The 26,880-nt window shown below is 60.1% G+C and carries 28 protein-coding genes; 13 read left to right on the top strand and 15 right to left on the bottom strand.

The features are described from left to right. Window positions 1–115 precede the first annotated feature (115 nt). Together RGV33_RS14460 and RGV33_RS14455 are read right to left on the bottom strand one after the other, a co-directional pair. Window positions 116–508 (bottom strand): DUF4440 domain-containing protein, encoded by a 393-nt coding sequence (locus tag RGV33_RS14460; protein ID WP_322144835.1) that lies wholly within the window; start codon window positions 506–508, stop codon window positions 116–118. A gap of 40 nt (window positions 509–548) precedes the next feature. Beyond that, window positions 549–1,850, bottom strand: a complete 1,302-nt coding sequence (locus tag RGV33_RS14455) for an FAD-binding oxidoreductase (RefSeq protein ID WP_322144834.1) — start codon at window positions 1,848–1,850, stop codon at window positions 549–551. A gap of 530 nt (window positions 1,851–2,380) precedes the next feature. Here RGV33_RS14455 and feaR (RGV33_RS14450) point away from each other — a divergent pair. Then, complete coding sequence (gene feaR / locus RGV33_RS14450) at window positions 2,381–3,331, top strand: transcriptional regulator FeaR (RefSeq protein WP_322144833.1); 951 nt, start codon at window positions 2,381–2,383, stop codon at window positions 3,329–3,331. 47 nt (window positions 3,332–3,378) lie between these two features. On the opposite strand, the gene feaR (RGV33_RS14445) is transcribed toward feaR (RGV33_RS14450), so the two are convergent. Both feaR (RGV33_RS14445) and RGV33_RS14440 read right to left on the bottom strand, forming a co-directional pair. Next, the gene (gene feaR / locus RGV33_RS14445; RefSeq protein WP_322144832.1) at window positions 3,379–4,320 is read right to left on the bottom strand and encodes a transcriptional regulator FeaR; all 942 of its coding nucleotides are present in this window, start codon (window positions 4,318–4,320) and stop codon (window positions 3,379–3,381) included. A 195-nt stretch (window positions 4,321–4,515) separates the two neighbouring features. Next, a complete protein-coding gene (locus RGV33_RS14440) occupies window positions 4,516–5,955 on the bottom strand; it encodes an APC family permease (RefSeq protein ID WP_322144831.1) in 1,440 nt (479 codons plus the stop codon). A gap of 301 nt (window positions 5,956–6,256) precedes the next feature. Here RGV33_RS14440 and RGV33_RS14435 point away from each other — a divergent pair, with 301 nt between their 5' ends. Then, the gene (locus tag RGV33_RS14435; protein WP_322148675.1) at window positions 6,257–7,579 is read left to right on the top strand and encodes a hypothetical protein; all 1,323 of its coding nucleotides are present in this window, start codon (window positions 6,257–6,259) and stop codon (window positions 7,577–7,579) included. A gap of 132 nt (window positions 7,580–7,711) precedes the next feature. Beyond that, a complete protein-coding gene (locus RGV33_RS14430) occupies window positions 7,712–8,095 on the top strand; it encodes a hypothetical protein (RefSeq protein WP_322144830.1) in 384 nt (127 codons plus the stop codon). Here the strand turns inward: RGV33_RS14430 and RGV33_RS14425 are convergent. After that, entirely contained in the window at window positions 8,073–8,585 is a 513-nt protein-coding gene (locus RGV33_RS14425) for a hypothetical protein (RefSeq protein WP_322144829.1), read from the bottom strand. The two genes, RGV33_RS14430 and RGV33_RS14425, sit on opposite strands and share 23 nt — an antisense overlap. Then, window positions 8,582–9,568 carry an aldo/keto reductase gene (locus RGV33_RS14420; RefSeq protein WP_322144828.1) on the bottom strand — a complete coding sequence of 329 codons (987 nt, stop codon included), beginning with the start codon at window positions 9,566–9,568 and terminating at the stop codon, window positions 8,582–8,584. Before RGV33_RS14420 ends, RGV33_RS14425 begins: the two co-directional genes overlap by 4 nt. A 122-nt stretch (window positions 9,569–9,690) precedes the next feature. Here RGV33_RS14420 and RGV33_RS14415 point away from each other — a divergent pair, with 122 nt between their 5' ends. Together RGV33_RS14415 and RGV33_RS14410 are read left to right on the top strand one after the other, a co-directional pair. Continuing rightward, window positions 9,691–10,308 carry a TetR/AcrR family transcriptional regulator gene (locus tag RGV33_RS14415; RefSeq protein ID WP_322144827.1) on the top strand — a complete coding sequence of 206 codons (618 nt, stop codon included), beginning with the start codon at window positions 9,691–9,693 and terminating at the stop codon, window positions 10,306–10,308. A gap of 73 nt (window positions 10,309–10,381) precedes the next feature. Beyond that, complete coding sequence (locus RGV33_RS14410) at window positions 10,382–10,873, top strand: GNAT family N-acetyltransferase (protein WP_322144826.1); 492 nt, start codon at window positions 10,382–10,384, stop codon at window positions 10,871–10,873. 113 nt (window positions 10,874–10,986) lie between these two features. Here the strand turns inward: RGV33_RS14410 and RGV33_RS14405 are convergent, their stop codons facing one another. Beyond that, window positions 10,987–12,210, bottom strand: a complete 1,224-nt coding sequence (locus RGV33_RS14405) for a YgcG family protein (protein ID WP_322144825.1) — start codon at window positions 12,208–12,210, stop codon at window positions 10,987–10,989. Window positions 12,211–12,232: 22 nt separating this feature from the next. Continuing rightward, complete coding sequence (dapF, locus tag RGV33_RS14400; protein WP_322144824.1) at window positions 12,233–13,051, bottom strand: diaminopimelate epimerase; 819 nt, start codon at window positions 13,049–13,051, stop codon at window positions 12,233–12,235. 130 nt (window positions 13,052–13,181) lie between these two features. Between dapF and RGV33_RS14395 the strand changes: the two genes are divergently transcribed. The 4 genes from RGV33_RS14395 to dmeF all read left to right on the top strand — a co-directional run bounded on the left by RGV33_RS14395 (window position 13,182) and on the right by dmeF (window position 16,081). Continuing rightward, window positions 13,182–14,240 carry an alginate lyase family protein gene (locus tag RGV33_RS14395; RefSeq protein ID WP_322144823.1) on the top strand — a complete coding sequence of 353 codons (1,059 nt, stop codon included), beginning with the start codon at window positions 13,182–13,184 and terminating at the stop codon, window positions 14,238–14,240. Between the two features lie 45 nt (window positions 14,241–14,285). Further along, complete coding sequence (locus tag RGV33_RS14390) at window positions 14,286–14,792, top strand: AAA family ATPase (protein WP_322144822.1); 507 nt, start codon at window positions 14,286–14,288, stop codon at window positions 14,790–14,792. Window positions 14,793–14,868: 76 nt separating this feature from the next. Then, a complete protein-coding gene (locus tag RGV33_RS14385; RefSeq protein ID WP_322144821.1) occupies window positions 14,869–15,144 on the top strand; it encodes a metal/formaldehyde-sensitive transcriptional repressor in 276 nt (91 codons plus the stop codon). A gap of 13 nt (window positions 15,145–15,157) precedes the next feature. After that, window positions 15,158–16,081: a CDF family Co(II)/Ni(II) efflux transporter DmeF gene (gene dmeF / locus RGV33_RS14380; protein ID WP_322144820.1), complete on the top strand. Its 924-nt coding sequence runs from the start codon at window positions 15,158–15,160 to the stop codon at window positions 16,079–16,081. Here the strand turns inward: dmeF and RGV33_RS14375 are convergent. Beyond that, window positions 16,078–17,643 carry a L,D-transpeptidase family protein gene (locus RGV33_RS14375; RefSeq protein ID WP_322144819.1) on the bottom strand — a complete coding sequence of 522 codons (1,566 nt, stop codon included), beginning with the start codon at window positions 17,641–17,643 and terminating at the stop codon, window positions 16,078–16,080. The genes dmeF and RGV33_RS14375 overlap by 4 nt on opposite strands. A gap of 37 nt (window positions 17,644–17,680) precedes the next feature. Here RGV33_RS14375 and RGV33_RS14370 point away from each other — a divergent pair, with 37 nt between their 5' ends. Continuing rightward, window positions 17,681–18,394, top strand: coding sequence for a murein L,D-transpeptidase catalytic domain family protein (locus RGV33_RS14370; protein ID WP_322144818.1), 714 nt, complete (start codon window positions 17,681–17,683; stop codon window positions 18,392–18,394). A gap of 86 nt (window positions 18,395–18,480) precedes the next feature. After that, window positions 18,481–19,242 carry a creatininase family protein gene (locus RGV33_RS14365; RefSeq protein ID WP_322144817.1) on the top strand — a complete coding sequence of 254 codons (762 nt, stop codon included), beginning with the start codon at window positions 18,481–18,483 and terminating at the stop codon, window positions 19,240–19,242. A 93-nt stretch (window positions 19,243–19,335) separates the two neighbouring features. On the opposite strand, the gene RGV33_RS14360 is transcribed toward RGV33_RS14365, so the two are convergent. Together RGV33_RS14360 and RGV33_RS14355 are read right to left on the bottom strand one after the other, a co-directional pair. After that, window positions 19,336–19,677, bottom strand: coding sequence for a hypothetical protein (locus tag RGV33_RS14360; RefSeq protein ID WP_322144816.1), 342 nt, complete (start codon window positions 19,675–19,677; stop codon window positions 19,336–19,338). 30 nt (window positions 19,678–19,707) lie between these two features. Next, entirely contained in the window at window positions 19,708–20,352 is a 645-nt protein-coding gene (locus tag RGV33_RS14355) for an ATPase (RefSeq protein WP_322144815.1), read from the bottom strand. A gap of 143 nt (window positions 20,353–20,495) precedes the next feature. Here RGV33_RS14355 and RGV33_RS14350 point away from each other — a divergent pair, with 143 nt between their 5' ends. Next, window positions 20,496–20,759, top strand: coding sequence for a hypothetical protein (locus RGV33_RS14350; RefSeq protein ID WP_322144814.1), 264 nt, complete (start codon window positions 20,496–20,498; stop codon window positions 20,757–20,759). Window positions 20,760–20,774: 15 nt separating this feature from the next. Here RGV33_RS14350 and RGV33_RS14345 read toward each other — a convergent pair whose 3' ends face one another. The 3 genes from RGV33_RS14345 to RGV33_RS14335 all read right to left on the bottom strand — a co-directional run bounded on the left by RGV33_RS14345 (window position 20,775) and on the right by RGV33_RS14335 (window position 23,002). Beyond that, window positions 20,775–21,506 (bottom strand): GntR family transcriptional regulator, encoded by a 732-nt coding sequence (locus RGV33_RS14345; RefSeq protein WP_322144813.1) that lies wholly within the window; start codon window positions 21,504–21,506, stop codon window positions 20,775–20,777. 33 nt (window positions 21,507–21,539) lie between these two features. After that, entirely contained in the window at window positions 21,540–22,172 is a 633-nt protein-coding gene (gene yfcF / locus RGV33_RS14340) for a glutathione transferase (protein WP_322144812.1), read from the bottom strand. A gap of 281 nt (window positions 22,173–22,453) precedes the next feature. After that, window positions 22,454–23,002 carry a DUF924 family protein gene (locus RGV33_RS14335; RefSeq protein WP_322144811.1) on the bottom strand — a complete coding sequence of 183 codons (549 nt, stop codon included), beginning with the start codon at window positions 23,000–23,002 and terminating at the stop codon, window positions 22,454–22,456. A gap of 103 nt (window positions 23,003–23,105) precedes the next feature. On the opposite strand from RGV33_RS14335, the gene RGV33_RS14330 reads away from it, so the two are divergent. After that, window positions 23,106–24,164, top strand: a complete 1,059-nt coding sequence (locus tag RGV33_RS14330) for a HoxN/HupN/NixA family nickel/cobalt transporter (protein WP_322144810.1) — start codon at window positions 23,106–23,108, stop codon at window positions 24,162–24,164. A gap of 203 nt (window positions 24,165–24,367) precedes the next feature. On the opposite strand, the gene RGV33_RS14325 is transcribed toward RGV33_RS14330, so the two are convergent. Beyond that, entirely contained in the window at window positions 24,368–26,809 is a 2,442-nt protein-coding gene (locus RGV33_RS14325; RefSeq protein WP_322144809.1) for a TonB-dependent receptor, read from the bottom strand. Window positions 26,810–26,880: the final 71 nt, after the last annotated feature.

The raw sequence follows: 26,880 nt of genomic DNA, 5'->3' as shown, positions 1-26,880 counted from the left end.
CCTCGCTAAAGCTCGACGGCTCCCACAGGGGATCGGGGGGCTTGTGGGTTTTGCGCCGGTTACACCCGGTGTGTGACGTATCGGAGAGAGCCCTGAAGGCTCTCTCTCAAATCCCTCAGGCGGGAATGACGCCGTCCGCGTACATGTCTGCCGCGATTCTCCAGCCTTGGGTTTCAAGTTTCCAGACGAAGAGGCTTTTCATGTTGAACGCCTGTCCCACCTTCGGCTGCACGTCCCAGGTCACCCAGGTATAAGCCACACTGGGGGCCAGCGCACGTAGACGATCGATACGAATACTCGCCGAATGCGTGTCCCCCACCAACGACGCAACCAGCCCACCCAGCGCCGCACTGCCCGAATAGAGTTCCGGGGTGCCCGCGCCAGTGATTTCAGTTTCATGGGTGTACAGTTGCTGCACGATCCCCGAAGCATCCTGCTCTTTCCAAAGCGTTTCAAGGACACTCAGGCGCTCTCTGAGGGCCACGCTCAATTCATCCACGTGCTGCATTTTAAAAATACCTCTTCCTGGGAAAATGAAAGCTCAGTGATCAGCGGCGGCCGTTGAAATAGCCGCCGAGTTGGTGCGTGACCTTGCCGAACGTGCAAATCAGCGACCGAAATTGTTCCTTCCCGTAAATTTGGGTCCGGGGAATCGAGCTCATGACGGCGTAATGTTTTGAACCGCCCATGATGCCTTCAGCAAGCACCCGGCTGACCACATGGCTTGGGGTAACGCCGAAGCCCGAATACCCCTGGACGTAGAACGCGTTAGGGCGCCCCGGCAAGGTACCAATCTGCGGAAACAGGTTGGCCGAACACTCCATTGGCCCTCCCCAGGCCAGGTCGATTTTTACGTCTTTGAGATAAGGGAAGATGTTCAACATCAACTTGCGATTCCACGCCTTCAAATTGTTGGGGATGTAGTCGATGCAGTAAGTGGCTGCGCCAAATAGCAGCCGATTCTCATTGGTGACCCGGAAGTAATCGATCACCGGGCGTATATCACTGAAGGCCCCACGAATCGGACTGATCTGTTCAATCAGCGCGTCTGAAAGCGGCTCCGTCACCAGTTGGAAGGCGTACGTACTGATCATGGTCTTGTGCAGTTCCGGTTCCAGCCGATCAAGAAACGCGCCGCATGACCAAAGAATTTTTTTGGCCCGAACCGACCCCTTGGCGGTACGCACATGGATGGTGTCGCCGTAGGTCACTTCCAGGACCGGCGTGTTTTCAAACACGCGGCCGCCATGACTGACCAGCGCCTTGGCCTCACCCAGCAGCAGGTTCAAGGAGTGGATATGGCCGTTACCCATGTGCATCAACGCGCAACTGTAGGCCTCGGAACCAATGATCTTTTTCACATCGGCACCTTCCAGATAGGCGATCTCGCAATCCGGGCTCAGTTCCTTGTATTCCTTTTCCCAGGCCTGCAGCAGTTTGCCTTGGCGCTTATTGAAGCCAAGGTAGCCATAGCCCTGGCGAAAATCCGCGTCGATAGCGTATTTATCGATACGGCTTTTGATAATGGCAGCGCCCTGGTCGCTGATTTCGAAGATCGCACGAAGGCCGTCTTCGCCCACGTCCTTGCGGATTTTTTCCAGGTCATGACCGATCCCGGCCATGACGTGCCCGCCGTTGCGCCCCGACCCTCCGAACCCCAGGTAACGCGCTTCAAGCACCACAACGTTGGTGACGCCCCGCTCTGCCAGCTCAAGGGCAGTATTGACACCGGAAAACCCGCCACCGATGACGACGACATCAGCCTCGATATCTGCCTCAAGGTCGGGGAATTTCAGGTCGTACTTACGCGTGGCTGTGTAGTAAGTGGTTGGCGTTTCTACAGAGAGCATGAGACTTCCTCACAACAGTGCGTTCATCAAATCATCGAATGAGGCATCGGGACTGAATGAACACCGTGGTTCACCTCGCGCCGATTCAGCATCAGGTCTTCATTTAAACGCCGGTTTGCGCCGCGCACCATGCGCTATAGAGCCAACGAGTTGACCGAGACTGCCAGGATGGTCCGGCCCGGTTCCTGTTGGCCGTAAAAGAAGCACCCCGCCTGGTTAACATGTTACTAAATGAAGCATTGACCCCGTGCACGATGGGAATTTTCGCCCGATTTTCTGGCACTTCACGGTCAGCCAGCCCCTCGAAAAACCTGGAATCACCCCCAGGGCGTTGAAACAGATCACCTATTCAGGCGGTTCGAAAAACACCAATACGGCCTGAATTTTGCTATCACAACGATAAGGTTAGTCGCGATTCAAACCCCATGGGGCTTTACGAAAAACGCCCATCGAACCGCACGAAGGCTGACATCATTCCACTACAGAATTTGTTTGTTCCGAGTGCCACTGGGCCCGGAAAGAGGGTCGCGATGAACACGGTCATGCATACGGGCGCACGGGGCTTTGAAGAGTGGAATCATCACCTGTCCAGCAGCTGCGGAACCTTCCATGCCGAACCGCCCCTTGAACAGGGCTCGGTGACTTTTGCCGGCAGCATTCTTCCCTCTACGAGTGCCAACGCCCTCTGCGCTGGCGCCAGAATCGTCAGCAACTGCCATCACGTGCACCGGCAACAGAGTGATATTCGGCGTGACGATCGGGACTTTTACTACCTGGTCATGCAAATGAAAGGTTCTGGCGTGATGTGCCAGGACAACGGGCAGACCGTTCTCAACCCCAATGACCTGGTACTGCTTGACGTCAACAAGCCATGCGATTTCTATTTCACCGGGCTCTCGGATCAGCTGTCGCTGACCATTCCTCGGCATCACATCGAGTCGCGGTTTCGTCACCGGCAGATCTTGCTTAACCACCGTATCGCGGCGGGCTCAAGGCTGGGAGCGCTGACGGGCATGCTTGCGCAACAACTGTTTGATGTGGGAGAGGCCGAAGCCTGTGAGTCCGAGGCGATGCTCGATGCCCTGCTGGCGCTGATGCGGCCCAGCGTAAGTGAAAACCCAAGGCTGAACGGCGCGTATCAACAACAGACCCAGGCGTTCATGTTGAAAAAAGCCAAGGCGTGCATAGAGGCGCAACTGATCAATAGTGCCCTCTCGCCTTCAATGGTGGCTGATCGGGTGGGCACATCGGTGCGCAACCTGCACCGCTTGTTCGCCAACTGCGGCACCACCATTGGTCGCTACATTCTGGAAAGAAGGCTGGAACAGTGCGCTGAAGACCTCAAGCGCCACGGTGCCTACGAAAAGGTCTCCAGCGTGGCATACAACTGGGGGTTCAATGACGTGAGCCATTTTTCCCGGTCTTTCAAGGCACGTTTCGGTGTGTCACCGAGGGCGTTTCGCCTGCAAAAGCCAGCCTGAGCGGCCAGGGGCCAGGCATTTCCAATGCCTTTAGCCCGGCCCAACGCTCACGAACACAGCACCGCCTCGCCGCGAAAATCCCTGGGAGATCGCAGGTACTGCTTCTTGAAAATCTTGCTGAAATGCGCCGAATCCGAGAAGCCCCAACGGTAAGCAATTTCCGTAATGTTTTCATGGCGCAGGCACGGATTCCCCAAATCACTGGCGCAACGCTGCAGCCGCGCCCGCTGGATGAAGCGACACACACTGTCCCCGCTGTTTTCGAACGAGCGGTATAAGTGGCGGATGGATATTCCCAGCTGATTGGCCATCCATTCCGGACTCAAGTCGGGACGATGCAGGTGCTCGCTGACCATGCGTTCTATCTGGCGACGTAGATCGTTGATCTGCAGGATTTCTTCGAGCCCGTGGCTACTCGCACGCTCCACCAGGGTCGGCAGTAACAGGGCGATCAACGCATCCTGCATCCCCAGCCCATCATCGCCGGTAAAGCAGGTTTCCTGATCGTGCATGATCTGATTGACGAGTGAGCGCAAGAGGCGGCCACTGGGGCAGTTGCTTTGTAATTTCCCGGACAGCGCACCCTGAAGGTGCAGCGCCCGTACTCGATCCCGCGAGATCGAAATGGAGACCTGTTCAATGAGACCTTGAGGCTCAACGCTGCACTCTCCGGCCTGGTCCATTATCGCCAACTCACCTGGCGCAAGTTCGATCGAATGCCCATCCAGGTGCAACTGGCAGAACCCTTTGCGTTGCACGATCAAAAAACAGTATCGATCATCGGCGTTGTCGACGTTTTGCCGGAACTTGGCGATTCGCCCCGCATTTGTGCGCAACTCGGCGAACCCGACGCCACCCAAATCGCGCTGCATCATCTCGCCGATAAACAGCGAGTGCTCACTGCGAAGGTAGGTCGTGAAGGAACCGCATGCACTGCGGATCGCTTTATCCCAGTGCCCTGTTTCAGGTCGCAGCCCATCTTGGTTCATGATTGGCTCTCTTACCGGCTAAAACGCCAGTGTTTCTTAGATTTATGGCCAATAGTTAACATGTTATTGAAAGGGAATTCAACACTCGGCCATCCCTCTCTTTGCACTGCAAAAATCGTGACAACCTCCATAAAAAAAGCCGCAACCTGATCAGGTTGCGGCCGGGCGGATCGGGACAGTGGCTAGTAGACCTTGCTAAACCTCATGCAGGATTCTCGACAGGTTGCGATACAGCTCCGGGCGCGCGAACTTGAACCACCAGGCCGTGAGCAACCCAATCACTCCCACGCCCAGCATGCCCAATGGGATGGCCTCGTTAAACACCGATTCCCCGCCGGTCAAAAGCGGCATATTCATGACGATCACCGTCAGGCCACCGGCCAGCGCGATCGCGCTCGCCAGCGGGGCGATCAAGCGTTGCCACAGGTTGGTGCCGTGAGGCTCGCGATGGAAAAAACGCATCACCGCAAGCGAAGTGAGCAACTGCACGGCCACAATGCCAATTGTTGCCGGTGCACTGCCGATGGGCAGCACCTGGGTCATCGGGTCCACATGGAACGCACCGAACACGGCCAGCAAGACCACGCTGAAAAGCGTTTGGCACGTACTCGCCATGTAAGGTGTTTGATGAACCTCATGGGTGCGTGCAAACCGGTGCCACAAAATGCCTTCGCGACCCATTGCATACAGGTACCGTGACAACGAGTTGTGAAAGCTCAACAACACCGCGAACAGGCTGGTAATCAGCAGGATATTCATCGCATCGGCCAAACCCGGCCCGACCAGCTTGGTCGCCAGCGCAAACCAGATGCCACCGGCGTCCTGGGTCACACCTGCAACGATGTCATCCGGACCTACCGCCACCACCAGAAGCCAGGACGAGACCGCGAAGAACCCCATGATGATCAACAACGCCAAGTACGTTGCTCGCGGCAACGTTTTAGCCGGGTCGCGAGCTTCTTCGGCATAGATAGCCGTGGTTTCGAACCCCATGAACGCCGCGCCGACAAACACCAGCGCTGCCCCAAACCCGGGCACAAACACATTGCTTGGCTTGAACGAAGCAACGCTGAAACCAGACGGCCCTCCTGCGTGGTAAACCACCGCAGCGTCGAAGACCACGATCACGGCCATCTCGGCCAACATCAACAGCCCCAGGAAGCGGCCGTTGAACTCCACGTTGCGCGTACCAAAAAACTGTACCACCACGGCGATCACGATCGACACCGCCCACCAGGGCACGGTCAGCCCCAGGTTAGACAACGACTGCGCGCTGAAGAACCCTATCAGGCCATAACAGGCGACCTGCATCCCGGCGTACGCCACGATGGCCAGGAACGCTGACGCCGTGCCCAACGGCCGGCCTAGCCCGGTCGAGACGTACGCATAAAACGCACCGGCATTGCGGATATGGCGCCCCATCGCGACAAAGCCGACGGCAAAGAGCAAGTAGACCAGGCCCACGACCAGGAACGTGCCGGGTATGCCAATGCCATTGCCCATCTGAATCGCCGTTGGAACCGCCCCGACAAGCCCCGTCAGTGGTCCGTTGGTTGCCAGTACAAAGAAAACGATACTCCACATGCCGACGGCGTTTTTTCTTAATGCGCCAGCGTTGGCATTTGACGACTCCATAACCGGACCCTCATCAAAACAATGGAAGAAGTGCTGCCAGGTGACAGTGCGCGCAAGCCTTCCCTGAGTCTTGTCCATGCTGGTACGGAACTTGTTTTTTTCTGCCAGAACCCTACGTCAACCATGCCTTTGGCACTCATGGACGCATGGATGTCCGGGATAACAAAGAATACAGGGCGGCCCAGGCCCTAGCCTTCGTTTAGCACCGGGCCATATCGACCCGGCTGCCTAGACCCACTCGCCGTTTGCCGAGTGCCCTGTATATCGGTCCTGGAGAAACATCATCGTGATACGCCAACCCATGCACGTTACGCTGCTTTATCGGTCCATTTCTCTGACGCTTCTAGTGGGGTTGTCACCGCTGGCCAGTGCCCTTTCACTTTATGCAGATGACCAGACCCAGGTCGACGCCAAACTGCTGGCGGCCGCCGGAGCCTTTTCCAGCAGAGAGAATTACTCCCAATCCGGTACACGCTCCAAAGGCTCAAGCAGTTGGCAGGAGTCCGTCTTTCAGTATGGCTTGGATATCAAGCATTCGACCCTGGGTTTTGGCAACACGTATGGCTCGCTCAACTGGGTGTCTTCCGCAACCTACGGTGAAGGTGACCCCGCCGGTTGGACCAACGGTTCGGAGCGCACCACCAAGATCGAAGATGCCTACATGGGTTGGCGCTCGGCCGAACTGTTTCCTGCGCTGGGAACCGACGGCATCGATTTTTCCGTGGGCCGGCAGAACATTGTTATCGGTGACGGCTTCCTTGTATCGGGAGACGCATTGAATATGGGCAAAGAAATTGCCGACGGGCGCCAGAACCGGGGAGGCGCGTACTACCTGACCGCGCGCAAGGACTTCGACCAGACCGTGGTGCTGCGCCTGGGTGGCAAACAAGGCTGGCGCAGTGACTTGATGTGGTTGAAATCCGATAACCCTGCCCAGGCAAAACCTGAGGTTGCCGTGGGGACGCTTGAACACGTGGCCGAAAATGGCACCGTGGGCCTGACTTATCTGAAAGTGCTGGATACCGACAAGGCGCTTGCAGACCTTTTTTACCCCGAGCGCAAGGGCATGAAGCAATACAGCGTCAGGGCCCAAGGCAATGCCGGCGTGCCCAACCTGTTTCTTTCGGGTGAGTACGCCAGGGAACAGAAGGACAGCGGCGATGAAAATGCCTGGTATCTGGAAGCTGGGTGGACATTCAGCGACCTGCCGCTCAAGCCGGTGGTCAACTACCGCTACAGCCGTTTCTCCGAAGGCTACGACCCGCTGTTCTATGGCAATGGTCGAGCGCTGGGCACCTGGTTCCAGGGTGAGGTCGCGTCCAACTACGCGGGGCCCTTCAACAGCAATACGCAGGTCCATCACGTGGGCATCAAAGTCGCCGCAACCCCTTCGGTCAACGTGGGCACACTGCTTTACGACTTCTCGTCGCTGGATCACAGCCGCCAGAACCTGAACGCCCGAGAGGCAGACCTGTACGCAGAGTGGACCATCAATCAACACTTCACCTTGTTGCCATTGGTGGGGTTGTACAAACCCGAGAAAAGCGCCGCCAGTGGGGGTACCCAACTGGGCAGCAGTGACACCAACCTCTACGCACAAGTGATCCTGGCCGCCTCGTTCTAAAGCACCTTGACTCAAGTGCACGGAGGTACTTGGGTTGACAGGACGCACGCCGCTGCAAACCCGTGGCAGCCAATCAATTCGGTACCCTGACTGGTGCAGCCAACCCTTATCGCCGCCGCTATCGGTCCAGACATGAAAGATCTTCGTGCAAGCCATAATGACGCCTACGTGCTCGTCTACCAATTGCAGGGTTCAGCCTTCCTGAACATTGAGGGGCGCACCGTGCAACTTGAACACGGCGATATGGTGGTAGTGGACGCGGCAAAAACGTCGGGTTTCAGTTTCCTGAACGCACACCACCAAATCTGTATTTGCCTGCCGCGCGCGACCGTCGACACAATGTATTCAGCCGATTCCAAGTTGGTGGGCAGGAAAATTTGCTGCAAAACCCAGTTCGGGCAAATGGTCGGGGAGTTCGTGCACGAACTGTCCAGTGTGCTGAACAGCCCGAAAAACGAAGTGGAGGCCATGCACCGCGCGCTTCTGGCACTGCTCAAACCGTTGTTATCAACCTGACCTGTCGTCTACCGGTGCTGCCGTTGTGCCAAGCGATTAACCCGAGCCAAAGCAGCATCATCAGTGCGGTCGGTGCCAGCGCTGTCTTTGGCACAAACGGTGAAACAAAGCTGTAGGCAAACAACCAGCCCCCTGCTATGAAGCCGGTCAGCCTGATCGGCCAAATCGCCAGCAGCGATACATTGACGATCCAGATACCCGCAAAAATATGGCCACCCAACCGGATCGGCATGGCGATTTCACTCGGGACGTGGTTCAACGTCATGACCCCGACGGTCACGTCTACCACCAACCAGCCATAGCCGGCCGCCCTCGCCCACCCGGGCGCAGGAAGTCGGGGCACCAGCAGGAAGATTGCCAGGTGAAACAGGATGCCGGGGTAGTCCAGCCACCAACGATCCATGGGCCAGACATAGGAGGCGACCACCGGCGCAAACATAGCGATTGCGACAAGCGCGCAAGTACGGGCAGACGGCAGGGACATGCTCATTGCGCGGCCCATTTCAGAACGAATTCCGGGTAGCGCAACCCAACGATGGCATCCGGTGCAAAGGCTCGGTCCAGCTGCGACAACTCTTCGGGCGTGAACCTCACTTCCAGCGCGTTAAGGTTGTCGATGATGCGCGATGGGCGACTGATACCGGCCAGCGGCACGATATCGTCGCCACGCGACAGCACCCAGGCCATCGCCAGTTGCGCCGGCGTAAAGCCTTTGGATGTGGCCATCGCATCGAGTACCTGAGCCGTGGCCATATTGCGAGTGTAGTGTTCACCGTGCATGCGCGGTGCCAAAAAACTCGAGCCGGCAGGCGGCTGCCCCTGCGGCAGGCTACCCCCCAGCATCCCCTCTGCCAGAATGCGGTAAGCCACAACGCCAATACCCAACTCGCGCGCAGTCGGAAGGATTTCCCGCTCGATAAAACGACTGGCCAGCGAGTACTCAATTTCCAGGGCGGTGACCGGATGCACGGCATGGGCACGGCGTAACAGGTCGGCTCCTACCTCCGATACACCCAGGTAACGCACCTTGCCGTCCTTGATCAGGTCGGCAATCGCCCCGATCGTCTCTTCATACGGCACGTCTGGATCGGCACGCCCTGGCTGGTACAGATCGATAACGTCCACGCCCAGCCGTTTCAATGAATAGGCGGCAAAGTTCTTGATGGAATTTGGACGGCCATCAAGCCCGATGATGCGGCCATTCGGGTCTACCTGGGCACCACATTTCACGCTCAAAAATGCGTCGTCGCGGCGCCCCCGCAGCGCCCGTCCCAGCAGCATCTCGCTTTGTCCGCTGCCATAAAAATCGCCAGTGTCCAGAAACGAAAAACCTGAATCGAGGGCCGATTGAATGGTTTTTACAGCCTGCTTCTCACGGTCGTCATCGCCCATGCGAAAGGCCATGCAGCCCATTCCAAGTGCTGACACTGCGGGCCCGTTTTTGCCCAATGTCCTCGTTGTCATTTCAGTCATTGCCAACACCCTTTTTCAAATACACTCACGCGATGATTCAAATCATCCATGAGCATGGATTATCACAAGTTACATTTAATGTAGAATGTAAGTTTTAGGGCTGTCAACAGGAGTTGTGGGGAATGCCACGTACCGGGCTATCTGCCGAGGAAATAAAAACCCGGGCGACCGACGTCGCCCTGGCACGCATGCGGCTGCTAGGCGTAGACAAGGTTCGCATCACGGATGTTGCCAAGGAGTTGGGCGTGAGCCATGCGGCGCTTTATGCCCATTTCACAGACAAAGCTGCACTGCTGGATGCCGTCACGGAACGCTGGCTTTGCGAGATTGAGCAGGCACTCGCCGTCGTCGCGTCTGCCGGGGGCGACCCTGCGACCCGCATGCACCAATGGCTGGTCAGGCTCTATCAGATGAAACGCAAGCGCGCCCTGGACGATCCGGAACCGCATCGCGCGTTTGACGTAGCGGCGGCGCTGGATAAACCGTTCATAATTGCCCACCTCAATAACCTGCTTCGCCAGCTTGCCGGCCTGTTCAAGGAGGCTGGGGCAAAGTTCGATGGCGACGCAGACCTTAATGCCAGGCTGATCTACACCACCACTGCCGCCTATCACCATCCAACGCTTGTGGCCCAGACAGCGCACACAGATCATGAACCGATGCTGAGGCAAATCATCAAGCTAACGTTGCTGGGCATGCAACGCTCCACCGCGATGCCAAGCGGGCTCAACGCGCTGTAGATATGGCACGACACCGCCCTGAACCGGGACGACCCGCGTTCGGACTATCCCGTTTAAATACCCAGGAACTGAAATGCCCACGCTCACCTTACGCAACGCCACCCCAGCCGACGCCAACCGTTGCTACGAGATTGAAATCTCGGCCTACGAAGGCGACGAAGCCGCGACCCTGGAAAAGATCGCCACGCGCATTGCGCTGTACCCGCAAGGCTTTCTGATCCTGGAGGCGGATGGCGTTGTGGTGGGTTTCATCAACTGCGGTTGCGCCGATGAAGTGGTGATGTCGGATGAGGCCTTCAAGGAGTTGGTCGGTCATTCAGCCGACGCGCCGAATGTGGTGATCATGTCGGTGGTGGTGGACCCGGCTCATCAGGGCAAGGGTTACTCGACGCGCTTGATGACGGAGTTTGTGCAGCGCATGCGAGCGATGGGCAAGAAGACCATTCACTTGATGTGCAAGGACCAGCATGTGCAACTGTATCAGCGCATGGGCTATCGCTATGTGCAGCCGTCGGCGTGGGACCATGGCGGGATGGCGTGGCATGAGATGGTGATGGCTCTTTAGTATTAGCTGCCTCATTAAAAGGTCTTTGCCTATGCTCATCGGCCTGACGCCGCCGCTTTGGGGTGTCGAGCCCTCTGCCGAGATGTGGAGGCCGGCCTAGCCTCCGGAGGAGCTTACCAACCGCCCGACGCACCACCGCCGCCGCTGGAACCGCCACCCCCCGACGAGCTGCTGCTGGAACCGGAACTCGAGCCGGACGAACGCGCGCCCCCGCTCGAACCCGATCCCGACCCGTCGCTGATCCCATGGGCAAAGATAAACAGCGCCGCGAACGAAGCGAAGGGAAACGCCAGCAGCCATCCTGTGGTGCCGTTGTCAATCAGCACCCCCGCCACTCCATACACCACAAAAACCGCCACCAGCCGCGCGACAAATCCGGCCTGGCTCTCTTGCCACATCCCTTTCATCACCAGGAACAAGCCAACGTACAGGCCCAGGATCAGCAGCCCGGCGAATGGATATGCCAGCCAGTGAATCATCGACAGGTCACGCACGAAGTGGTCGGTCAGCAGCACCCCGGCGATATAAGTCAACATCCCCAGCACGGCATAAAACGCCGCCCGCGCCTGCCACAACGCGCCAAACGTGGCGCCGCCGATCAGCATGCACAGTGGCAGCAACAACAAGTAAACCGGCCAGTTTTTGCCACCCGCCACCGCGACCAGCGCCACCGTGACCACGACCACCGCCATCAGGGCTCGGCGCCAAGGGAGTTTTTCGGCGCCCATCAAAACCCCGACAACCCCGCCAAAAATAAATGCGATGAGCACCGCGTACGCTTCAGGCGGCAACCCGGCCTTGGCCACCTCGGGCAAGTTGCCGCCCTCCACCAACACGGTGAGGTCGTCCACCGCCTGCTGCACACCGCCCGCGTAGTCGCCCTGGCGAAACGCCGGGGTGATGTGTTCTTCAATAATCCGGTGGGCCAGCAGGTCGGTGACCACGCCTTCCAGGCCGTAACCGACTTCGATACGCACCTTGCGATCGTCCTTCGCCACTAGCAGCAGGATGCCGTCGTTGACGTCCTTGCGCCCCAGTTTCCAGGCGCGGAACAGTTGGTTGGCGAACTCCTCGATGCTCGCACCGCCGGTGCTCGGCAGCAGCATTACCGCCACCTGCGCGCCCTTGCGTTGTTCCAGGCCGGCGAGTTGCGTGGTCAGGCGCGACTTGGAGGCAGAGTCCAGGGTGTTGGTCAGGTCGATCACGCGCTGGTTCAGCGGGACCGTGACCAGATCGGGGGGCGCGATGTCATCGGCCTGCGCTGGCGAAAGCCATAGCCAACCCATCAACACGATGAGCAGCACACCCAGCGAGTGTCGCGTTGGAAATTTCAGCATGTCCGGATAACCACCCTGTTTGTCATGGCGCCTGCAAAAAGTGCTCGGCGATGCTGCCGTGAAATGTCGTTTGCACGGCGCCGGTCAGCACCACACCACCACTGCCGTCCCAGTGCACGGTCACCGTGCCGCCGTCGCATTGCACCTCGACCGTGTCATCCAGCAGCCCGCGACGAATCCCGTTGACCGCCGCGCCACAGCAGCACGAGCCCGAGCCTTGCGGGATGCGGCCGCCACGTTCCCAGATGCGCGGGCGGATATGGCCACGGTCGAGTACCTGCACGAAATGCACGTTGGTCTTGCTGGGGAACAGCGGGTTGGTTTCCAGCGTTGGCCCGATGGCGGCGATGTCGATAGTGGCCAGATCCTCGACGAAGAACGTGCAGTGCGGGTTGCCCATGCTGCACGCCGCCGGATTGCCCTCCAGCGGCAAGCGTTCGGTGTCCATTGCCTGCGCCAGCGGAATGGCTTCCCAGCCCAATGACGGCGGCCCCATGTCCACCGACACCCGCTGCCCCGATTCGCGTACGCAGGTCAGCAGGCCACGGTTGGTGCGCAGCACGATGCTCGCGGTGCCGGCTTCGCGCATCAACATGTCTGCAACCCCGCGGGTGGCGCTGCCGCAGGTGTCGAGCGGGGTGCCATTGGGGTTCCAGAACTTGATGCGGGCGGCGGCATCAGCGCAATCGAGTACTACGGCCAATTGATTGAAGCCGATACCGCGATGACGGTCTCCCAGCCGGCGGGTGATTTGCGCAGTGACAGAGTCAGCCTGGCCGCGCCGGTCGATCACGATGAAGTCATCACCGTGGGCGTGCATCTTCACGAACTGCAAGGTCATGGGGCGTCCTGTTCTCGACCGGGCAACGCCGGCCAGGATAGAGGGCCGGCGGGTATTTCATCAAATACTCATCACGGCCATGGTAGCGTGTTTGCGCTCCGATCCGGTCAATCCATTCCTGAGAAACCGCATGCTACAACGCCCTTTTAAAACCGTGGCTCTGGCCGCACTACTCGCCTCGTTCGCCCACGCCGCCGTTGCCGCACCCCAAGCCCTGAGTGCCTGCCAGCCCGCCACCTCGAACCCGACTTCCAAGTCACTGCTGACCGCCGCCCAGCGCCACCTCGGCGACCAGCCCGGCGCCCTGCCCCATCTGCACACCGAAGGCACGTTGCCCAACCAAGGCATCCGCGAGCAAAGCATCGCCGCCGAGAAGGATTGGCCGGTGATGCGCGAGGCTGCCCTGGCCTGGCGCCTGAGCCGCGACACGCGCTACCTCAAGCAAGTGGATGACTACCTCAGCGCGTGGGCCAGCACCTATCAGCCGGACTTCAACCCGATCGACGAAACCAACCTCGATATGTTGATCAGCGCCTATAGCCTCACGGCCAATGACCTGCGCCCCCAGACCCGCGACGCCACCCGCGCGCTGCTGACCCACCTGGGCAATGGCTATATCGAGCGCATCAAACAGTTCCACGGCGAAAAGAAAGCCACCAACACCAATAACTGGCAGAGCCACCGCGTAAAACTGGTCACCGTGGCCGCCGCCGCGCTGGGCGACCGCGAGATGCTGGAGCAGGCCTTCCAGCTGTTCCGGCAACAGATCAACGACAACGTGCTGCCAGATGGCTCGGTGACCGACTTTAAGGACCGTGACGCCCTGCACTACGTGGTCTACGACCTGGAGCCGCTGGTTCAGGCGGCGCTGGCGGCCAAGCCCTACGGCATTGGCGGCAACTGGCTGGACGTCACCGCGCCCCACGGCGGCTCGTTGAGCGAAGCACTGGACTGGCTCGCGCCGTATGCCAAAGGCCAGCGCAGCCACGAAGAGTTCGTGAACACCCACGTGCAGTTCGACAGGGACCGCGCCCGCGTCGGCGAGCCGGGCTACAGCGGCGAGTGGAACCCCAAAAGCAGCAATACGCTGTACTGGCTGGCGGCGCAGCTGGACGCGCGGTATTGGCCGGTGGCCGAACAGCTCGCGCCCAAGCCTTCGGACTGGATCAGCGCTTGCTATTTGAAGTAAGTCCAGCGGTAGACTGAGCCGACTCACCCATTCGAAGGATCGACGATGCTTATTGTGTTCAGCGGCCTGCCCGGCACCGGGAAGACCACGATTGCCAAGGCCCTTGCTGGCCAATCCGGCGCTGTGTACCTGCGCATCGATACCATCGAGCAGGCCATCCGCGATGCCGGGGTTCTGGCACAGGGCGTGGGCAGCAGCGGTTACCAGGTGGCCAATGCGCTGGCGTTGAGCAACCTTCTGCTGGGCCACACGGTTGTCGTTGATTGCGTTAACCCGGTGGCTGAAAGTCGTCAGGCGTGGAGCGACACCGCGCTACGCGCCGGTAAGCCGCTGGTGAATATCCGGGTGGTGTGCTCCGACCCACACGAACACCAACGCCGCGTGGAATCACGCACCAGCGATATCCCAGGGCTCACGCCGCCCGCCTGGCAGTCGGTCCTGGCCCATGAATATGAGCCGTGGCACGACGCGCCCTTTACCGTCGACACGGCACAACTGCCTCCCAATGAAGCCTTGGCGCTGATTACCCGCCGATTGGCCGGCCAGCACTGACCTCTTTTCCCCACCCTTGCGCAAATCATCCGTACCTGTAACTATCCATTTCAAATATAGGTAGGGGGGGTATGGTATGTCTCACGTAAAATCAGGCAAGGACGACTTGCTCAAGCGCGTCAAACGCATCGCCGGGCAGATCCAGGCTGTGGAGCGCGCGCTGGAATCAGACGATGACTGTGCCAAGACCCTGCACCTGGTGGCCGCCACACGGGGCGCAATCAATGGGCTGATGGATGAAATCATCGAAGATCACGCCCGTGAACACGTAGCCCATCCCGACTTGAGCGCTGAAGAACGCGCCAAGGGCGTCGATGAGTTACTCGAAGCCATCCGCCGCTATAGCAAATGAAGAGTTCATTGACATGAGCGCCGCCCACACCCACCCGCATATGTTCCTCGGCGCCTCACACGATGAGAACGCCAAGCGCACCTTATGGGTCGTCGCACTGACCGTTGTCATGATGGTCGGGGAAATTACCGCTGGCTACATCACCGGCTCTATGGCCCTGCTCGCAGACGGTTTCCACATGGCCACCCATGCCGGTGCGCTCGGCATCGCGGCAGCGGCCTACGCCTATGCCCGGCGCCATGCGGCGAGCACTCGCTACAGCTTTGGCACCGGCAAGGTCGGGGACCTGGGCGGGTTTGCTTCGGCGCTGGTGCTGGGGTTGGTGGCGATCGGCATTGGTGTCGAGTCGCTGATCCGCCTGCTGGAGCCGACCCAGGTCGACTTCGGCACTGCAACCCTGATCGCCATCGCAGGCTTGGCGGTCAACGTCGTCAGCGCCCTGCTGCTTTCCGGCAGCCATGGTCATCCTCATGAGCACGGGCATGATCACGGCCACAGCCATGGCCACGACAACAACCTGCGCTCGGCTTATGTTCATGTGCTGGCTGATGCGCTGACCTCCATCCTGGCCATCGCCGCCCTGCTGGCCGGGCGTTACCTGGGCTGGGTGTGGCTTGACCCGCTGATGGGGATTGTCGGGGCACTGGTGATTGCGCGCTGGGCCTGGACCTTGATGCGTGACACTTCGGGCGTGCTGCTGGACCGCACCGATGAGCATGTCGCCGAAGAAATTCGCGAGATCCTTGGTGCGTCAGGAGATGTGCGCATCACCGACCTGCACGTGTGGCAGGTCGGGCCCCAAGCGCGTGCGGCGATTGTGAGTGTATGGGGCAATGCCGACGTAACGGCCGAGATCATCCGCGAGCGGCTGGCACCAGTGCATGAGGTGACACACCTGACCGTGGAATACCGCAGTCTGCAAGGCGTCACGCCTTAGAGCGCACTCTCCATCGCCTTCATCAACACCGGGTCCCGCGCATAAATATCCGGCGAGTACAGCAACGCGCCCTTGCCATCGGCCTGCACCGTCCAGTACCCCAGCAACACCGGCACCGGGGTAGCAAGCCGGAACTCATGGGTGGTTTCCGTCGCCAACAGCTCCTCAGTACGGATCTTCTCCGCCGGGCTCACCAGCAAGTCGCGCAATTGCAGCGGCTGCTCAACCCTCACACACCCTGAACTGAAGGCTCGCGGCCCCTTGGAAAACAGTGGCTGGCTCGGCGTGTCGTGCAGGTACACCGAATACGGGTTGGGAAAGCGCAGCACGATCCGGCCCAGTGGGTTGCGCGGGCCGGCGCCCTGGCGCAGCAGGATGTTGCCGGGGTGCGACCAGTCGACCTGTTCCGGCGCCAGCGGGTTGCCTTGGCTGTCGAGCACTTGCAGGTTCTGTTGGCGCAGGTATTCGGGGTTCAGGCGGATCGCCGGCAGCTTGTCCTCGCGCATGATGGTGGGCGGGATGGTCCAGGTGGGGTTCAGGGTCAGCCGGGTGATGCGCGACTTCAGCAGCGGCGTCTGGCGGTCGGCACGGCCAACTTGCAGGCGGGTTTGCCACACGGGCACGCCGCCCTGGTAGAAGCTCAGTTGCGCCGCAGCCACGTTGACCAGTACGCCTTCAGGCTCCAGGTCCTGGGACAGCCAGCGAAACCGCTCAAGGTTGATGCGCAGTTGCTCGCGGCGAATCGCCGGGCTGATGTTCAGCTCGGTGACGGTACCGGGCCCGATCACGCCGTCGGCTTGCAGTGAATGGCTTTGCTGGAAGGTTTTGACCGCACTCACCAACTCGCCGCGGTATTGCGTACCGGAAGATGGGCCCGTGAGGTAGCCGCCATTGACCATGCGCCGCGCCAGTTGCGGCACACGCGAATCGTCCATGCCAGGACGCAACAACGGGCCGCTGGCTACCGCATCCCAATGCTGAAGCGGTTGCTGGCGCAAGGCGGCATAGGCGCTGCGCAGGCTGCGGTATAACGGCGCGTTTGGGCGGGCCTGGTCGAAGGCTTGGGCGATATCCTGCAAACCGGGCCCGGCCAATGCCAAAACTTGGGTGTCGGGGTCAACGGCCGGTGGTTGCGAGTGCCAGAGCGGCTCGAAGCGCGATTGCTGCAAACGGCCAAAATGCAGGTCCTGCAGGGCTTGCAGGTATTGCTGGCTGGTGCCGATGTCGCTGCACAGCACGTTACCCGTGGCCTCTACCGGGGGCAGGCGATAGTGAGCGGGGTCCAGGCCGTCGTCGGCCAGCATCAGCAGTTGGGCTTGCAACGCGCTGCGGCGTTCGCCCTCGGGCCAGAGCACCACGTCGCCCTGCTGCTGATAAAAAGCCTGCAAGCGCGCCTGGGTAGCGGCGTCGACTTGCCCGGCCAGGCCAGGGCAAACGGTCGACAACTGCGACAGCGCCAATTGCACCGGGGCCGGCGACACCACCAGAACGTCATCGGCCGTCGCGACCAGCGGTGCAACGAGCAGGCAAATGCTCAAGTAACATGCGTGTTTTTTGAACAATCGCTTAGCTCCCTTCCACGGCGGAGATGCTCTATACATGCTGACCTTTTGCTGCCGAATTGGCCTGATCATCTCGACCTTTGCCTCGCTGAGCACTATTGCGCTCGCAGACACGGGTAAACCCCTTACTCTGTATAGCAGCCTCGCCCACGCCGCTCCAGAACTCAACCCCGACGTATTGAAAAGAGCCTTGAGCGCCATGCAGTGCGCGGTGGGCAATGGCATCGAACAGTCCGACCGGCTGGCCGTGATCGACTATTCCCAACCTTCGACCGCTCGTCGCTTATGGATCTTCGACCTGCGCAAAAAGACTTTAGTGCTGCGGGACCTGGTGGCTCATGGGCAAAAGTCCGGCGAAAACTTCGCCACGCAGTTCTCCAACCGCGAGGGCAGTTACCAATCCAGCATTGGCTTGTTCCGCACCCAGGAGAGCTACGAAGGCGCCCATGGTTATTCGTTGCGCATGGACGGCCTGGAGCCGGGTTTCAACGACCGGGCCCGAGACCGCGCCATCGTGATCCATGCCGCCGACTACGTCAGCCCCTTGTGGAGCAAACGCGAAGGCCGCATCGGCCGCAGCCAGGGTTGCCCGGCCGTGCGCCCGCAAGTGGCGCGCCAGGTGGTAGATAAGCTCAAGGATGGCCAGTTCATGTTTTCCTGGTACCCCGACCAGCGCTGGCTGAAGTCCTCGGCGTACCTCAACTGCAAGCCACGCCAGATGGCGAGCGCCGGTACCGTCAAAGGCGGTTGAAGGGCTGGCCGTTGCCGTGCACCATGCGGCACACGCCACCAGGAACTTCACCGTGTTCCTGGGCTTGATGAGAGAGAGAACCTGAGATGCTTTTACATCAATCCACCTGGATCGAGATTGGTCAGTTTCTGGAACGCAGCCGCAGCATCGTGATTCCCATCGGCTCCAACGAGCAACACGGCCCCACCGGCCTGCTGGGCACCGACTGGATGTGCCCGGAAATCATCGCCCATGAAGCGCAGAAGAATGCCGACATCCTGATCGGCCCCACCTTCAATATCGGCATGGCGCAACATCACCTGGGCTTCCCTGGCACCATTTCCCTGCGGCCTTCGACTTTTATCGCGGCGATTGGCGACTGGGTACGGTCGTTGGCGGGCCATGGTTTCGAGAAGATTCTGTTCCTCAATGGCCACGGCGGTAACATCGCCTCGATCGAAGCGGCGTTCTCCGAGCTGTACGCCGAAGCAAGCTTTGCCGGGCGCCCGTCGGGTTATGCGCTGAAGCTGTGCAACTGGTGGGACCTGGAAGGCGTAACCGAGCTGGCGCACCAGCAGTTCCCGGTCGGCCACGGCAGCCATGCTACGCCATCGGAAATCGCGGTAACCCAATGGGCGTACCCGCAGGCGATCAAGTCGGCTGACTACTCGCCGCAAATCGCCAACACCGGGCCGATCCGCGAAGCACGCGACTTCCGCGCACGCTTCCCGGACGGGCGCATGGGTTCGGACCCTGCGCTGGCCACCCCGCAAAAAGGCGGTGAGTTGGTAACGTTGGCGGCCAAAGGCCTGGTGAAGGCGGTTAATGCGTTCAACGGTGAGCAGAAGCCGAGCTTAAACCCGGTGTAGGCGCTGGCTTGCCAGCGATGCAGACACCTTGGTACATCAGCTGCACCGAGTCGATGCTATCGCAGGTAAACCAGCTCCTACAGGGCCTTGGGTTTACAGGCAATCCTGCGCCGCATGCTCGAAACGCGACGGCTTGAACGTCGACGCCAATGGCTTGCGCTCGTACAGGAACACTTTGCCGCCGTCCTGAGCCTTGTACACCTCCAGGATGTTGTCGGCGGCAATCTTGCTGCTGACCACAATCCGGGCATGCCGCGAATTAGCGGTCACTGTCGAGGTCATGCCGTTTTTCTCGAACTTGGGCACCACGCACTCAACGTAAGCATCCGGGGATTTGCTGGTTTGCAGTGTGAGGGTTGGAGCATTGGGGGCGGATGTACAGCCGGCCATCAATAAAGCAGCAGAAGCCATAGCGGGCACTAACAACAAGCGCATAAAAAATCCTGAAAATAAAATAAGTGGGCGTCAACCTGCGGCGACCAGCGCCTTGAGCGAGGCATCAAACTGCTTTAACGCATTCAACTGAACGTCGCGCTGCTGCCCAATCTGTGCAGCGATCTGGGGCGCCGTTTTGTCATGTACCCATACAGAAGGCAAGTGCAATTGCGCCGAACCCCAGGCTTTGTCGATGTATTGCAGGTGGATGTCATAGAACTTGGCGACAAACCTTGCCTCCACCAGGTCATTACGCTGGGTCAGCAACTGGTTGTAGGTGTCGAGCATCACTACCACGTCCGGGTGCGCCTGTAGCAGCGCATCAAGGGTGTCGTAACGGGTGACCGAGGCAAAGGTGTGTCGCAGGGACGTCATCAGCCAATCGATCGCCAGGTCCGGGTCGGAGCTGTCGATAAATGCCTGGCGGATCTGCCCGTCCAACTGGTCCTTGGCACCATTGACCGCCATGGCATGGTAGCGCGCCAGGTACTCCAGGTTATCGAGGGTATTGTCGCTGAAAAGCACCCCGACCGATTGCGAGTGCTGCAAACCGACCGGGCTGGCAGCGATTGGCAACAAATGGCGGGTTTGCTCGCCCCCAGCCACCGCCGGTGCCGCCGCGCCAATCCCGCTCATCAGCAGCGCCACCAGCGCCCATCCGGTAAAAGTCCTCATTGCAGGGTCCTTGCACATCGTCTTGAATGACGGCAATTGTCCTCCTTTTGCAGAAAAACAGAACTCGCAATACTTGATGATGACTATTATCTGGAGCAATAGTGTCGTGCAGGCCGCCTCACACAAAATGATAAGGAATGCCTATGAAGCCCCACCAGAAAACCTTCGACCGTATCCGTGAAGCCGTGCTGCCGGAGTTTCGCGAGCGGGTTGCCGATTACCTGTTTGATTATGAGCAGGTGCTGCTGGATAACGCCGCCTCGCGGGAAGTGGTCTTTGCCATCGCCCAGCAGCTACGCGGCTACCTGCGCGGGCTGAACACCACCCGCGTGCTGGGCATGGCCGACTGGGAAGACCTCGACCGCCGGGTAGTGCAGACGTGGCTGGTGTTGCTCGAAGCCGAATAGCCGCGCGCTGCAGCTTCAGCGAATATCCACGTTGTACCGGAAGTGTTCGGCATGGCCACGGCCACGCCGCAACTCCAAAGGTTGACCGGCGTAATCGCGGGCCAGCCGTTCGATCACCATCACCGGGCTGCCAACCGGCACCTGCAGCCAGCGGGCCCACACCTCGTTAATGGATTCGGCAGTGAGGGATTCCCCGGCAGAGGCCACCACTTGCCCGCACACCTCCTCGTAGGTCGGGTACAGCAACAGCCCCTGGCGGGTCAGGTCTACGTCCAGCAGGGCCTGGAACCGGTCGCGCGGCAGCCAGATTTCCTCAGCCAGCACCGGTCGCGTGTCCAGCGTATGCACCCGCACAATGCAAATCACCGGGGCATCCGGCGCCAGCCCCAGCACCTCGCTCACAGACGCCGGTGCCAGCACCGGCTTGGCCGATAAAATGCGGCTCTGCGGCAGATGGCATTCACCGCCTGGGCCCTGGAAACGAAAACAGCGGAACAATGAAGACTGAAACTTCGGCCGGCGCACAAACGTGCCCCGGCCTTGTTGACGCTCAAGAATACCCTCACCCACCAACGCCTCGATCGCTTTGCGTACCGTACCGGTAGACAGCTGGTATTGGGTGGACAACACCGCTTCCGGGGGAATGGCCGCACCGGCGCGCCAGCGATTGGTGGCGATCTGCTCGATCAGATGGTCCCGAAAACGTTGATACAGCGGCAGGCGGGAGTCACTCGACAGTATATTCATGGGTCAGTATTCACTTAGTAATTGGGGAGGTGCCTACAGCGACGGTCGTGCCTGCTTGACCCATTCCTGCACCGAAGGCCGTTGCCACTGGTGCTGCGCGTACGCCACCAGGTTGGCGGGCACGCTGTCGCCATTGAGGATCAGCCGGTTGAGCATCACGGCCAGGTCCACGTCGGCGATCGACCACTCGCCGAACAGGTAGTCACGCCCATCGGCCAACAGCACCTGCGCCGCATTGATCAGCTTGTGCGCTGCGGCTTCAGCGGCTGGCGACAGCGGTTCGCCCTTTAGCCCGTAAAACACCACCAGGGTCGAACGCTCCTGGCGGATCGGCATCAAGTCACTGCGCAACCACGCCTGCACCTGCCGCGCCCTCGCCCGCTGCCGGGGGTCTGCCGGGTACACCGGCACCTGCGGGAACACCTCTTCCAGGTACTCGGTGATCGCCGAAGACTCGGACAGCGCAAACTCGCCCTGCACCAGGGTCGGTACACGCCCGGTCAGCGACAAGTGGGCGAACGCCTCGGACTGGTTCTCGGCCGTGTCGAGGTTCAGGGTGAGCAGTTCAAATTCGAGGCCTTTTTCGCGCAGCGTCACGAACGCCGACATCGCGTACGGGCTGGTGAAGTGGGCGTCAACGTAAAGGTTCAGCGGGCGGTGGTTCACGGCGGCATCTCCTTGGTGGGAGCACCACACTACGAGATCGCGCCGCGCAAATAAAATGCGCGGTTTTTATGGGGGCATTCCTGGCTGGAATACCACCGATAACGGCAAGACTATGGCGCAGCACTTCAGCCCTCAAAAACAGATCAAGGAACGATCAACAGATGAAACAAGCGGTTGTCGTCAGCCACTGAAGCGCTGCGTTGGGCGATTGATTCGGAGGGTGCGACGGTTTCGTCAGTCGGGCATCAGGGACGCAGTGGCCAAGTCACAGGCCTGAAGCGTCACCCCGAAAAGCCACCTTCATCCAGAAACGCCCGCTCCTGCTGCGTCGTCACCCTGGCCAACAGCTCATTACGATGGGGAAAGCGCCCGAACCGCTCGATGATGCGGGCATGCTCCTGGGCCCAGCGATAGGTATTGGCATCCAAATCCTTGTTCAACGCCACCGACAGCTGTTGGTCCTGGGGGTCTTCAGAATGCTCGAACGGCAAGTAACAAAACGCCCGCAACGGCGTTTCGATCAACCGGTCCATCCCCGCGTCTACCATCTGCCGCGCATACAAACGCGCCAGCGGGTCGGTGGCGAACATGTGCGCGGTGCCACGAAAGGTATTGCGCGGGAACTGATCCAGCAGCAACAGCAACGCCAGCGCGCCTTGCGGTGTGCCCATCCAGCCTTCCAGCTCACGCCGGGCTGCCTGAAAATGCGCCGCGTGAAAAGCCTCGCGAAAGCGCTGATCAAACGCCTCATCCTTGGCAAACCAACGCTTTGGCCCCGCCTGTTTCCAGAACTCAATAACCGCCAGCGCGCCATTTTCGATAGTCGTCACAGCCGTCTCCTTATTCGCCCTACAAATTTCATGATCACTCTAAACAAAACCTATAAAGTTCACGAATGTGTCTGAATGTTTCCGCGCCACAGGGGTACCGTCGATGATCCTACGCCTTGCCCAGATTTTCAGTGACTCCAACACCCAGGTTCGCGCCAAGTTGTTTGGCATCTACGGCGTGTTGATCGGCATTAACGTGGTGGCGTGGGTCTGGGCGCTGGTGGCGTTCCATGACCACCCGGTGTTGCTCGGCACTGCGTTATTGGCCTACGGTTTCGGGCTGCGGCACGCGGTGGACGCCGACCATATCGCCGCCATCGACAACGTGACGCGCAAGCTGATGCAAGAGAAGAAACGCCCGGTGGCGGTCGGTTTCTTTTTCTCACTGGGGCATTCTTCGGTGGTGGTGCTGGCGTCCATTGGTGTCGCGTTTGCCGCGTCGGCGATGCAGGAGCGGTTTGAAGGGTTCAAGGCCATTGGCGGGGTGATCGGCACGTCGGTCTCGGCTGCGTTCCTGTTGGTGATTGCCCTGATGAACCTGGTGATCCTGCACGCTATCTACAAGGCCTGGCGCCATGTGCGCCAGGGCGGCGCCTATGTGGAGGATGATTTCGACGTGTTGCTGGCAGACCGGGGCTTTATGGCGCGAATTTTCCGCCCGGTGTTTCGCCTGGTCAGCCGTAGCTGGCACATGTACCCACTGGGGTTCCTGTTCGGGCTGGGTTTTGACACCGCCACAGAGATTGGCTTGCTGGGGATTTCTGCGACGCAGGCCTCACAGGGGCTTTCGCCGTGGGCGATCATGGTGTTCCCGCTGCTGTTCAGCGCCGGCATGTCACTGGTGGACACCCTCGACGGCCACCTGATGCTGGGGGCGTATGGCTGGGCGTACATGAAGCCGATCCGCAAGATCTACTACAACATGACCATCACGCTGGTGTCGGTGGTGGTTGCGGTAGTGATCGGCAGTATCGAGGCGCTGGGGTTGATTGGTGATCAGTTAGACCTGAAGGGGTCGTTCTGGGGCTTTATCGGCTCGCTGAACGACAGCTTCGGGATGCTGGGCTACATGATCATCGGAATCTTTGTGGCGAGTTGGGCGATCTCGGTGATGCTGTATCGCCTCAAGGGCTTTGACCGGATTGAAGTGAGCGCGGGTTGACCGTGCAGCGCTTGAGCTTTTTGTGGCGAGGGAGCTTGCTCCCGCTGGGCTGCGAAGCGGCCCCAACAAGGCAATGGCGATCCACCTGAAATAACACCAGGGCCTTTTGGGGGCTGCTTCGCAGCCCAGCGGGAGCAAGCTCCCTCGCCACAACAAGCCCCCTGGCCACAAGATCTTCTTTCACTTCGAGAGATTTTTGCGACTCAGAAATCCACCGTCGCTGACAATTTCACCGTGCGCGGGTCGCCCTGGGTCAGGTAGTTATTGGCGGTAGACGCCGATGACCAATACGCCTTGTTCGCCACGTTCTCCACGTTGGCGCGCAGGGTGATGTACTTGTCGTCCGCCTTGAAGCCGTAACGCGCCCCCAGGTCGACGCGGGTCCAGGCCGGGATGCTCAGGCTGTTGGCCGCATTCACGTATTCGCCACCGGTGCGCAGCATGCGTGCGCTGACCGCCGCACCCTGGATGCCCGGCACGTCCCAGTCGGCACCGACGTTGTACTGGAAGCGTGGCACACCGGCGGCGCGGTTGCCGTCGGTGGCGCCGTTGGAGGTGCTCTTTTGTTCGGTGTCCATCCAGGTCGCGCCGGCCAACAGGCGCAGGCCATCGATGGGTTCGCCGAATACGTTGAGTTCTACACCTTTGTTGATCTGCTCGCCGTCGACGGTGAACGTATCGACCTTCTGGCCCGGGAAGCGGGTGGTGGCATTGTTCGGCTGTTCGATGCGGTACACGCCCAGCGTGGCGCCATAGTTATCCCAGTCCAGCTTGACCCCGGCTTCCGTCTGCTTGCTGCGCTTGGGCGGGAATACTTCACCGGGGTTGGTCACGTTGGTGAGCGGCGCCGTGGGGCCCTGGGCCAGGCCTTCGATACGGTTGGCGTAGAACGAAACGTGCTCCCACGGTTTGATCACCAGGCCATAAACCGGCGTGGTGATGGACTCTGAGTAAGGTGTACCGCGCACGCCGGTGGCAGTGTTCCAGTTGTCTACCTCGATCGTCTGGCGCCGCACACCCAGAGTCAACAACACCCGATCATCAATAAAGCCCAAGGTATCGGACACCGCCGCACTCTTGATCCGGTTCTTGCCGACCACACGCGGGTCATGAATATCACTGCCGAAATAGGTATTGGCAGGCCGCGGTGTTTGCGTCGGGTTGTACAGGTTGCCGGGTTGACGGTTGGCCTGCAGGATCGCCTCATAAGAGGAGCGTTGCTCGCCCCAGATGCCCGACAGCCCGATGTTCATCTGGTGGGTCACCGGCCCGGTCGCGAAATGCCCGTTCAGGCCGGCCATCGCGCTTTTGTTGTCTTCGTCGTGGGGCGAATACAGGAAGCCCACTTTGGCGCTGCCGTCGTTGGCGACATACAGCGACGAATACTGGCCGTTCTCCCGGGTGTGCTTGGCGCCACCGGCGGCGTAGGCCGTCCAGTTATCGTTCAAGTCATATTCGGCGTTGACCATGCCATAGGTGTCTTCCAGCTGCGACCAGCTCCAGTCCTGGGCGTAGTTGTCTTTGGCTGACGGCGGGCTTGGCACTTTGGTGCCGGTCAGGTAAACCACCGAGCGGCCATTGTTGATGCGTTCTTTCTGGTAGCCAAAGTCGGTGGAAACCCGCAAGCGCTCGCCGCGATAGTCCAGGGCCACGGCGATCAACTGCGAGCTTTTATTTTCGTCATCCACGGCGGTTTCGCCGCCGTGCCGCGCCAGGTTGACCCGGGCGCCGAAGCGGTTGTCTTCACCAAAGCGCTGGCCGAGGTCGATGTGGCCGCCGGTCTGGCTGTCGCTGGCGTAATCGAGGGTCACGCTGCGGGTGGGCGTGTCTTCGGCACGCTTGGGCACCAGGTTGACGCTGCCGCCAATCCCGCTGCCCGAAGGCGAGACGCCATTGACGAAAGCGTTGGGGCCCTTGAACAACTCCACCCGTTCCAGGGCTTCGGTGGTGATGATCTGCCGGGGCAGCACGCCGTACAGGCCGTTGAACGCGATGTCATCGGTACTCAGCGGCAGCCCGCGAATGGTGAACACCTGGGAGAAGTTACCGAACCCGGCCGATTGGCGCACCGAGGCGTCGTTGAGCAACACATCGCCCACAGTCCGCGCCTGCTGGTCGGCGATGGTTTTCGAGGTGTAGCTGACCACGCTGAACGGCACGTCGCTGATGGACCGGTTGCCCAGCACACCGAGGCGCGCCGAACGTGCCACCTGGCCACCACTGTAGGTATCTGCCTGCGCCCCGCTCGCCTCACCACTGATGGTGGTAGCACCCAGTTCCAACGCATCGCCGCTGGCCTGGGGCACCACGGTGTAGCCATTCGCGCTGGTACCTTGCAGGGTATAGCCACTGCCTTGCAGCAGTTGCGCAAAGCCCGATTGGGCACTGTAGCTGCCTTGCAACCCAGGGCTTTGTTGATCGTTGAGCAACGTGGAGTCGAACGACAAAGGCACCCCGGACAGTGCTGCAAACTGTGCCAGTACATTGCCCAACGGCCCCGGCGCGATGCTGTAGCTGCGCGCCTCACTGCTTTGGGTTGCGTCTGCCGCCATGGCGCTTTGCAACGGCGCAAGGGCCGCAAGGGCAACCGCCAGGCTCAATGCCTTCAACGGACGGGTGCAGTACGGGAGCGGTCTGGCGGTCATGGGCATTCCTGTCGGCGCGGAGCAATGTTGAGGGTTCTCCCCCTACACCGAACGACAACGAAAAAGGTATC

The organism is Pseudomonas sp. Bout1, from assembly GCF_034314165.1.
GTDB lineage: Bacteria > Pseudomonadota > Gammaproteobacteria > Pseudomonadales > Pseudomonadaceae > Aquipseudomonas.
The sequence above is the reverse complement of the archived record's forward strand: the minus strand, read 5'-3'. Positions and strand labels throughout refer to the sequence as shown.

Coding starts and splice junctions, on each gene's coding strand:
- RGV33_RS14460 (WP_322144835.1), bottom strand. CDS start 508: ATGCAGCACGTGGATGAATTGAGCGTGGCCCTCAGAGAGCGCCTGAGT.
- RGV33_RS14455 (WP_322144834.1), bottom strand. CDS start 1,850: ATGCTCTCTGTAGAAACGCCAACCACTTACTACACAGCCACGCGTAAG.
- feaR (WP_322144833.1), top strand. CDS start 2,381: ATGAACACGGTCATGCATACGGGCGCACGGGGCTTTGAAGAGTGGAAT.
- feaR (WP_322144832.1), bottom strand. CDS start 4,320: ATGAACCAAGATGGGCTGCGACCTGAAACAGGGCACTGGGATAAAGCG.
- RGV33_RS14440 (WP_322144831.1), bottom strand. CDS start 5,955: ATGGAGTCGTCAAATGCCAACGCTGGCGCATTAAGAAAAAACGCCGTC.
- RGV33_RS14435 (WP_322148675.1), top strand. CDS start 6,257: ATGCACGTTACGCTGCTTTATCGGTCCATTTCTCTGACGCTTCTAGTG.
- RGV33_RS14430 (WP_322144830.1), top strand. CDS start 7,712: ATGAAAGATCTTCGTGCAAGCCATAATGACGCCTACGTGCTCGTCTAC.
- RGV33_RS14425 (WP_322144829.1), bottom strand. CDS start 8,585: ATGAGCATGTCCCTGCCGTCTGCCCGTACTTGCGCGCTTGTCGCAATC.
- RGV33_RS14420 (WP_322144828.1), bottom strand. CDS start 9,568: ATGACTGAAATGACAACGAGGACATTGGGCAAAAACGGGCCCGCAGTG.
- RGV33_RS14415 (WP_322144827.1), top strand. CDS start 9,691: ATGCCACGTACCGGGCTATCTGCCGAGGAAATAAAAACCCGGGCGACC.
- RGV33_RS14410 (WP_322144826.1), top strand. CDS start 10,382: ATGCCCACGCTCACCTTACGCAACGCCACCCCAGCCGACGCCAACCGT.
- RGV33_RS14405 (WP_322144825.1), bottom strand. CDS start 12,210: ATGCTGAAATTTCCAACGCGACACTCGCTGGGTGTGCTGCTCATCGTG.
- dapF (WP_322144824.1), bottom strand. CDS start 13,051: ATGACCTTGCAGTTCGTGAAGATGCACGCCCACGGTGATGACTTCATC.
- RGV33_RS14395 (WP_322144823.1), top strand. CDS start 13,182: ATGCTACAACGCCCTTTTAAAACCGTGGCTCTGGCCGCACTACTCGCC.
- RGV33_RS14390 (WP_322144822.1), top strand. CDS start 14,286: ATGCTTATTGTGTTCAGCGGCCTGCCCGGCACCGGGAAGACCACGATT.
- RGV33_RS14385 (WP_322144821.1), top strand. CDS start 14,869: ATGTCTCACGTAAAATCAGGCAAGGACGACTTGCTCAAGCGCGTCAAA.
- dmeF (WP_322144820.1), top strand. CDS start 15,158: ATGAGCGCCGCCCACACCCACCCGCATATGTTCCTCGGCGCCTCACAC.
- RGV33_RS14370 (WP_322144818.1), top strand. CDS start 17,681: ATGCTGACCTTTTGCTGCCGAATTGGCCTGATCATCTCGACCTTTGCC.
- RGV33_RS14365 (WP_322144817.1), top strand. CDS start 18,481: ATGCTTTTACATCAATCCACCTGGATCGAGATTGGTCAGTTTCTGGAA.
- RGV33_RS14360 (WP_322144816.1), bottom strand. CDS start 19,677: ATGCGCTTGTTGTTAGTGCCCGCTATGGCTTCTGCTGCTTTATTGATG.
- RGV33_RS14355 (WP_322144815.1), bottom strand. CDS start 20,352: ATGAGGACTTTTACCGGATGGGCGCTGGTGGCGCTGCTGATGAGCGGG.
- RGV33_RS14350 (WP_322144814.1), top strand. CDS start 20,496: ATGAAGCCCCACCAGAAAACCTTCGACCGTATCCGTGAAGCCGTGCTG.
- RGV33_RS14345 (WP_322144813.1), bottom strand. CDS start 21,506: ATGAATATACTGTCGAGTGACTCCCGCCTGCCGCTGTATCAACGTTTT.
- RGV33_RS14330 (WP_322144810.1), top strand. CDS start 23,106: ATGATCCTACGCCTTGCCCAGATTTTCAGTGACTCCAACACCCAGGTT.
- RGV33_RS14325 (WP_322144809.1), bottom strand. CDS start 26,809: ATGACCGCCAGACCGCTCCCGTACTGCACCCGTCCGTTGAAGGCATTG.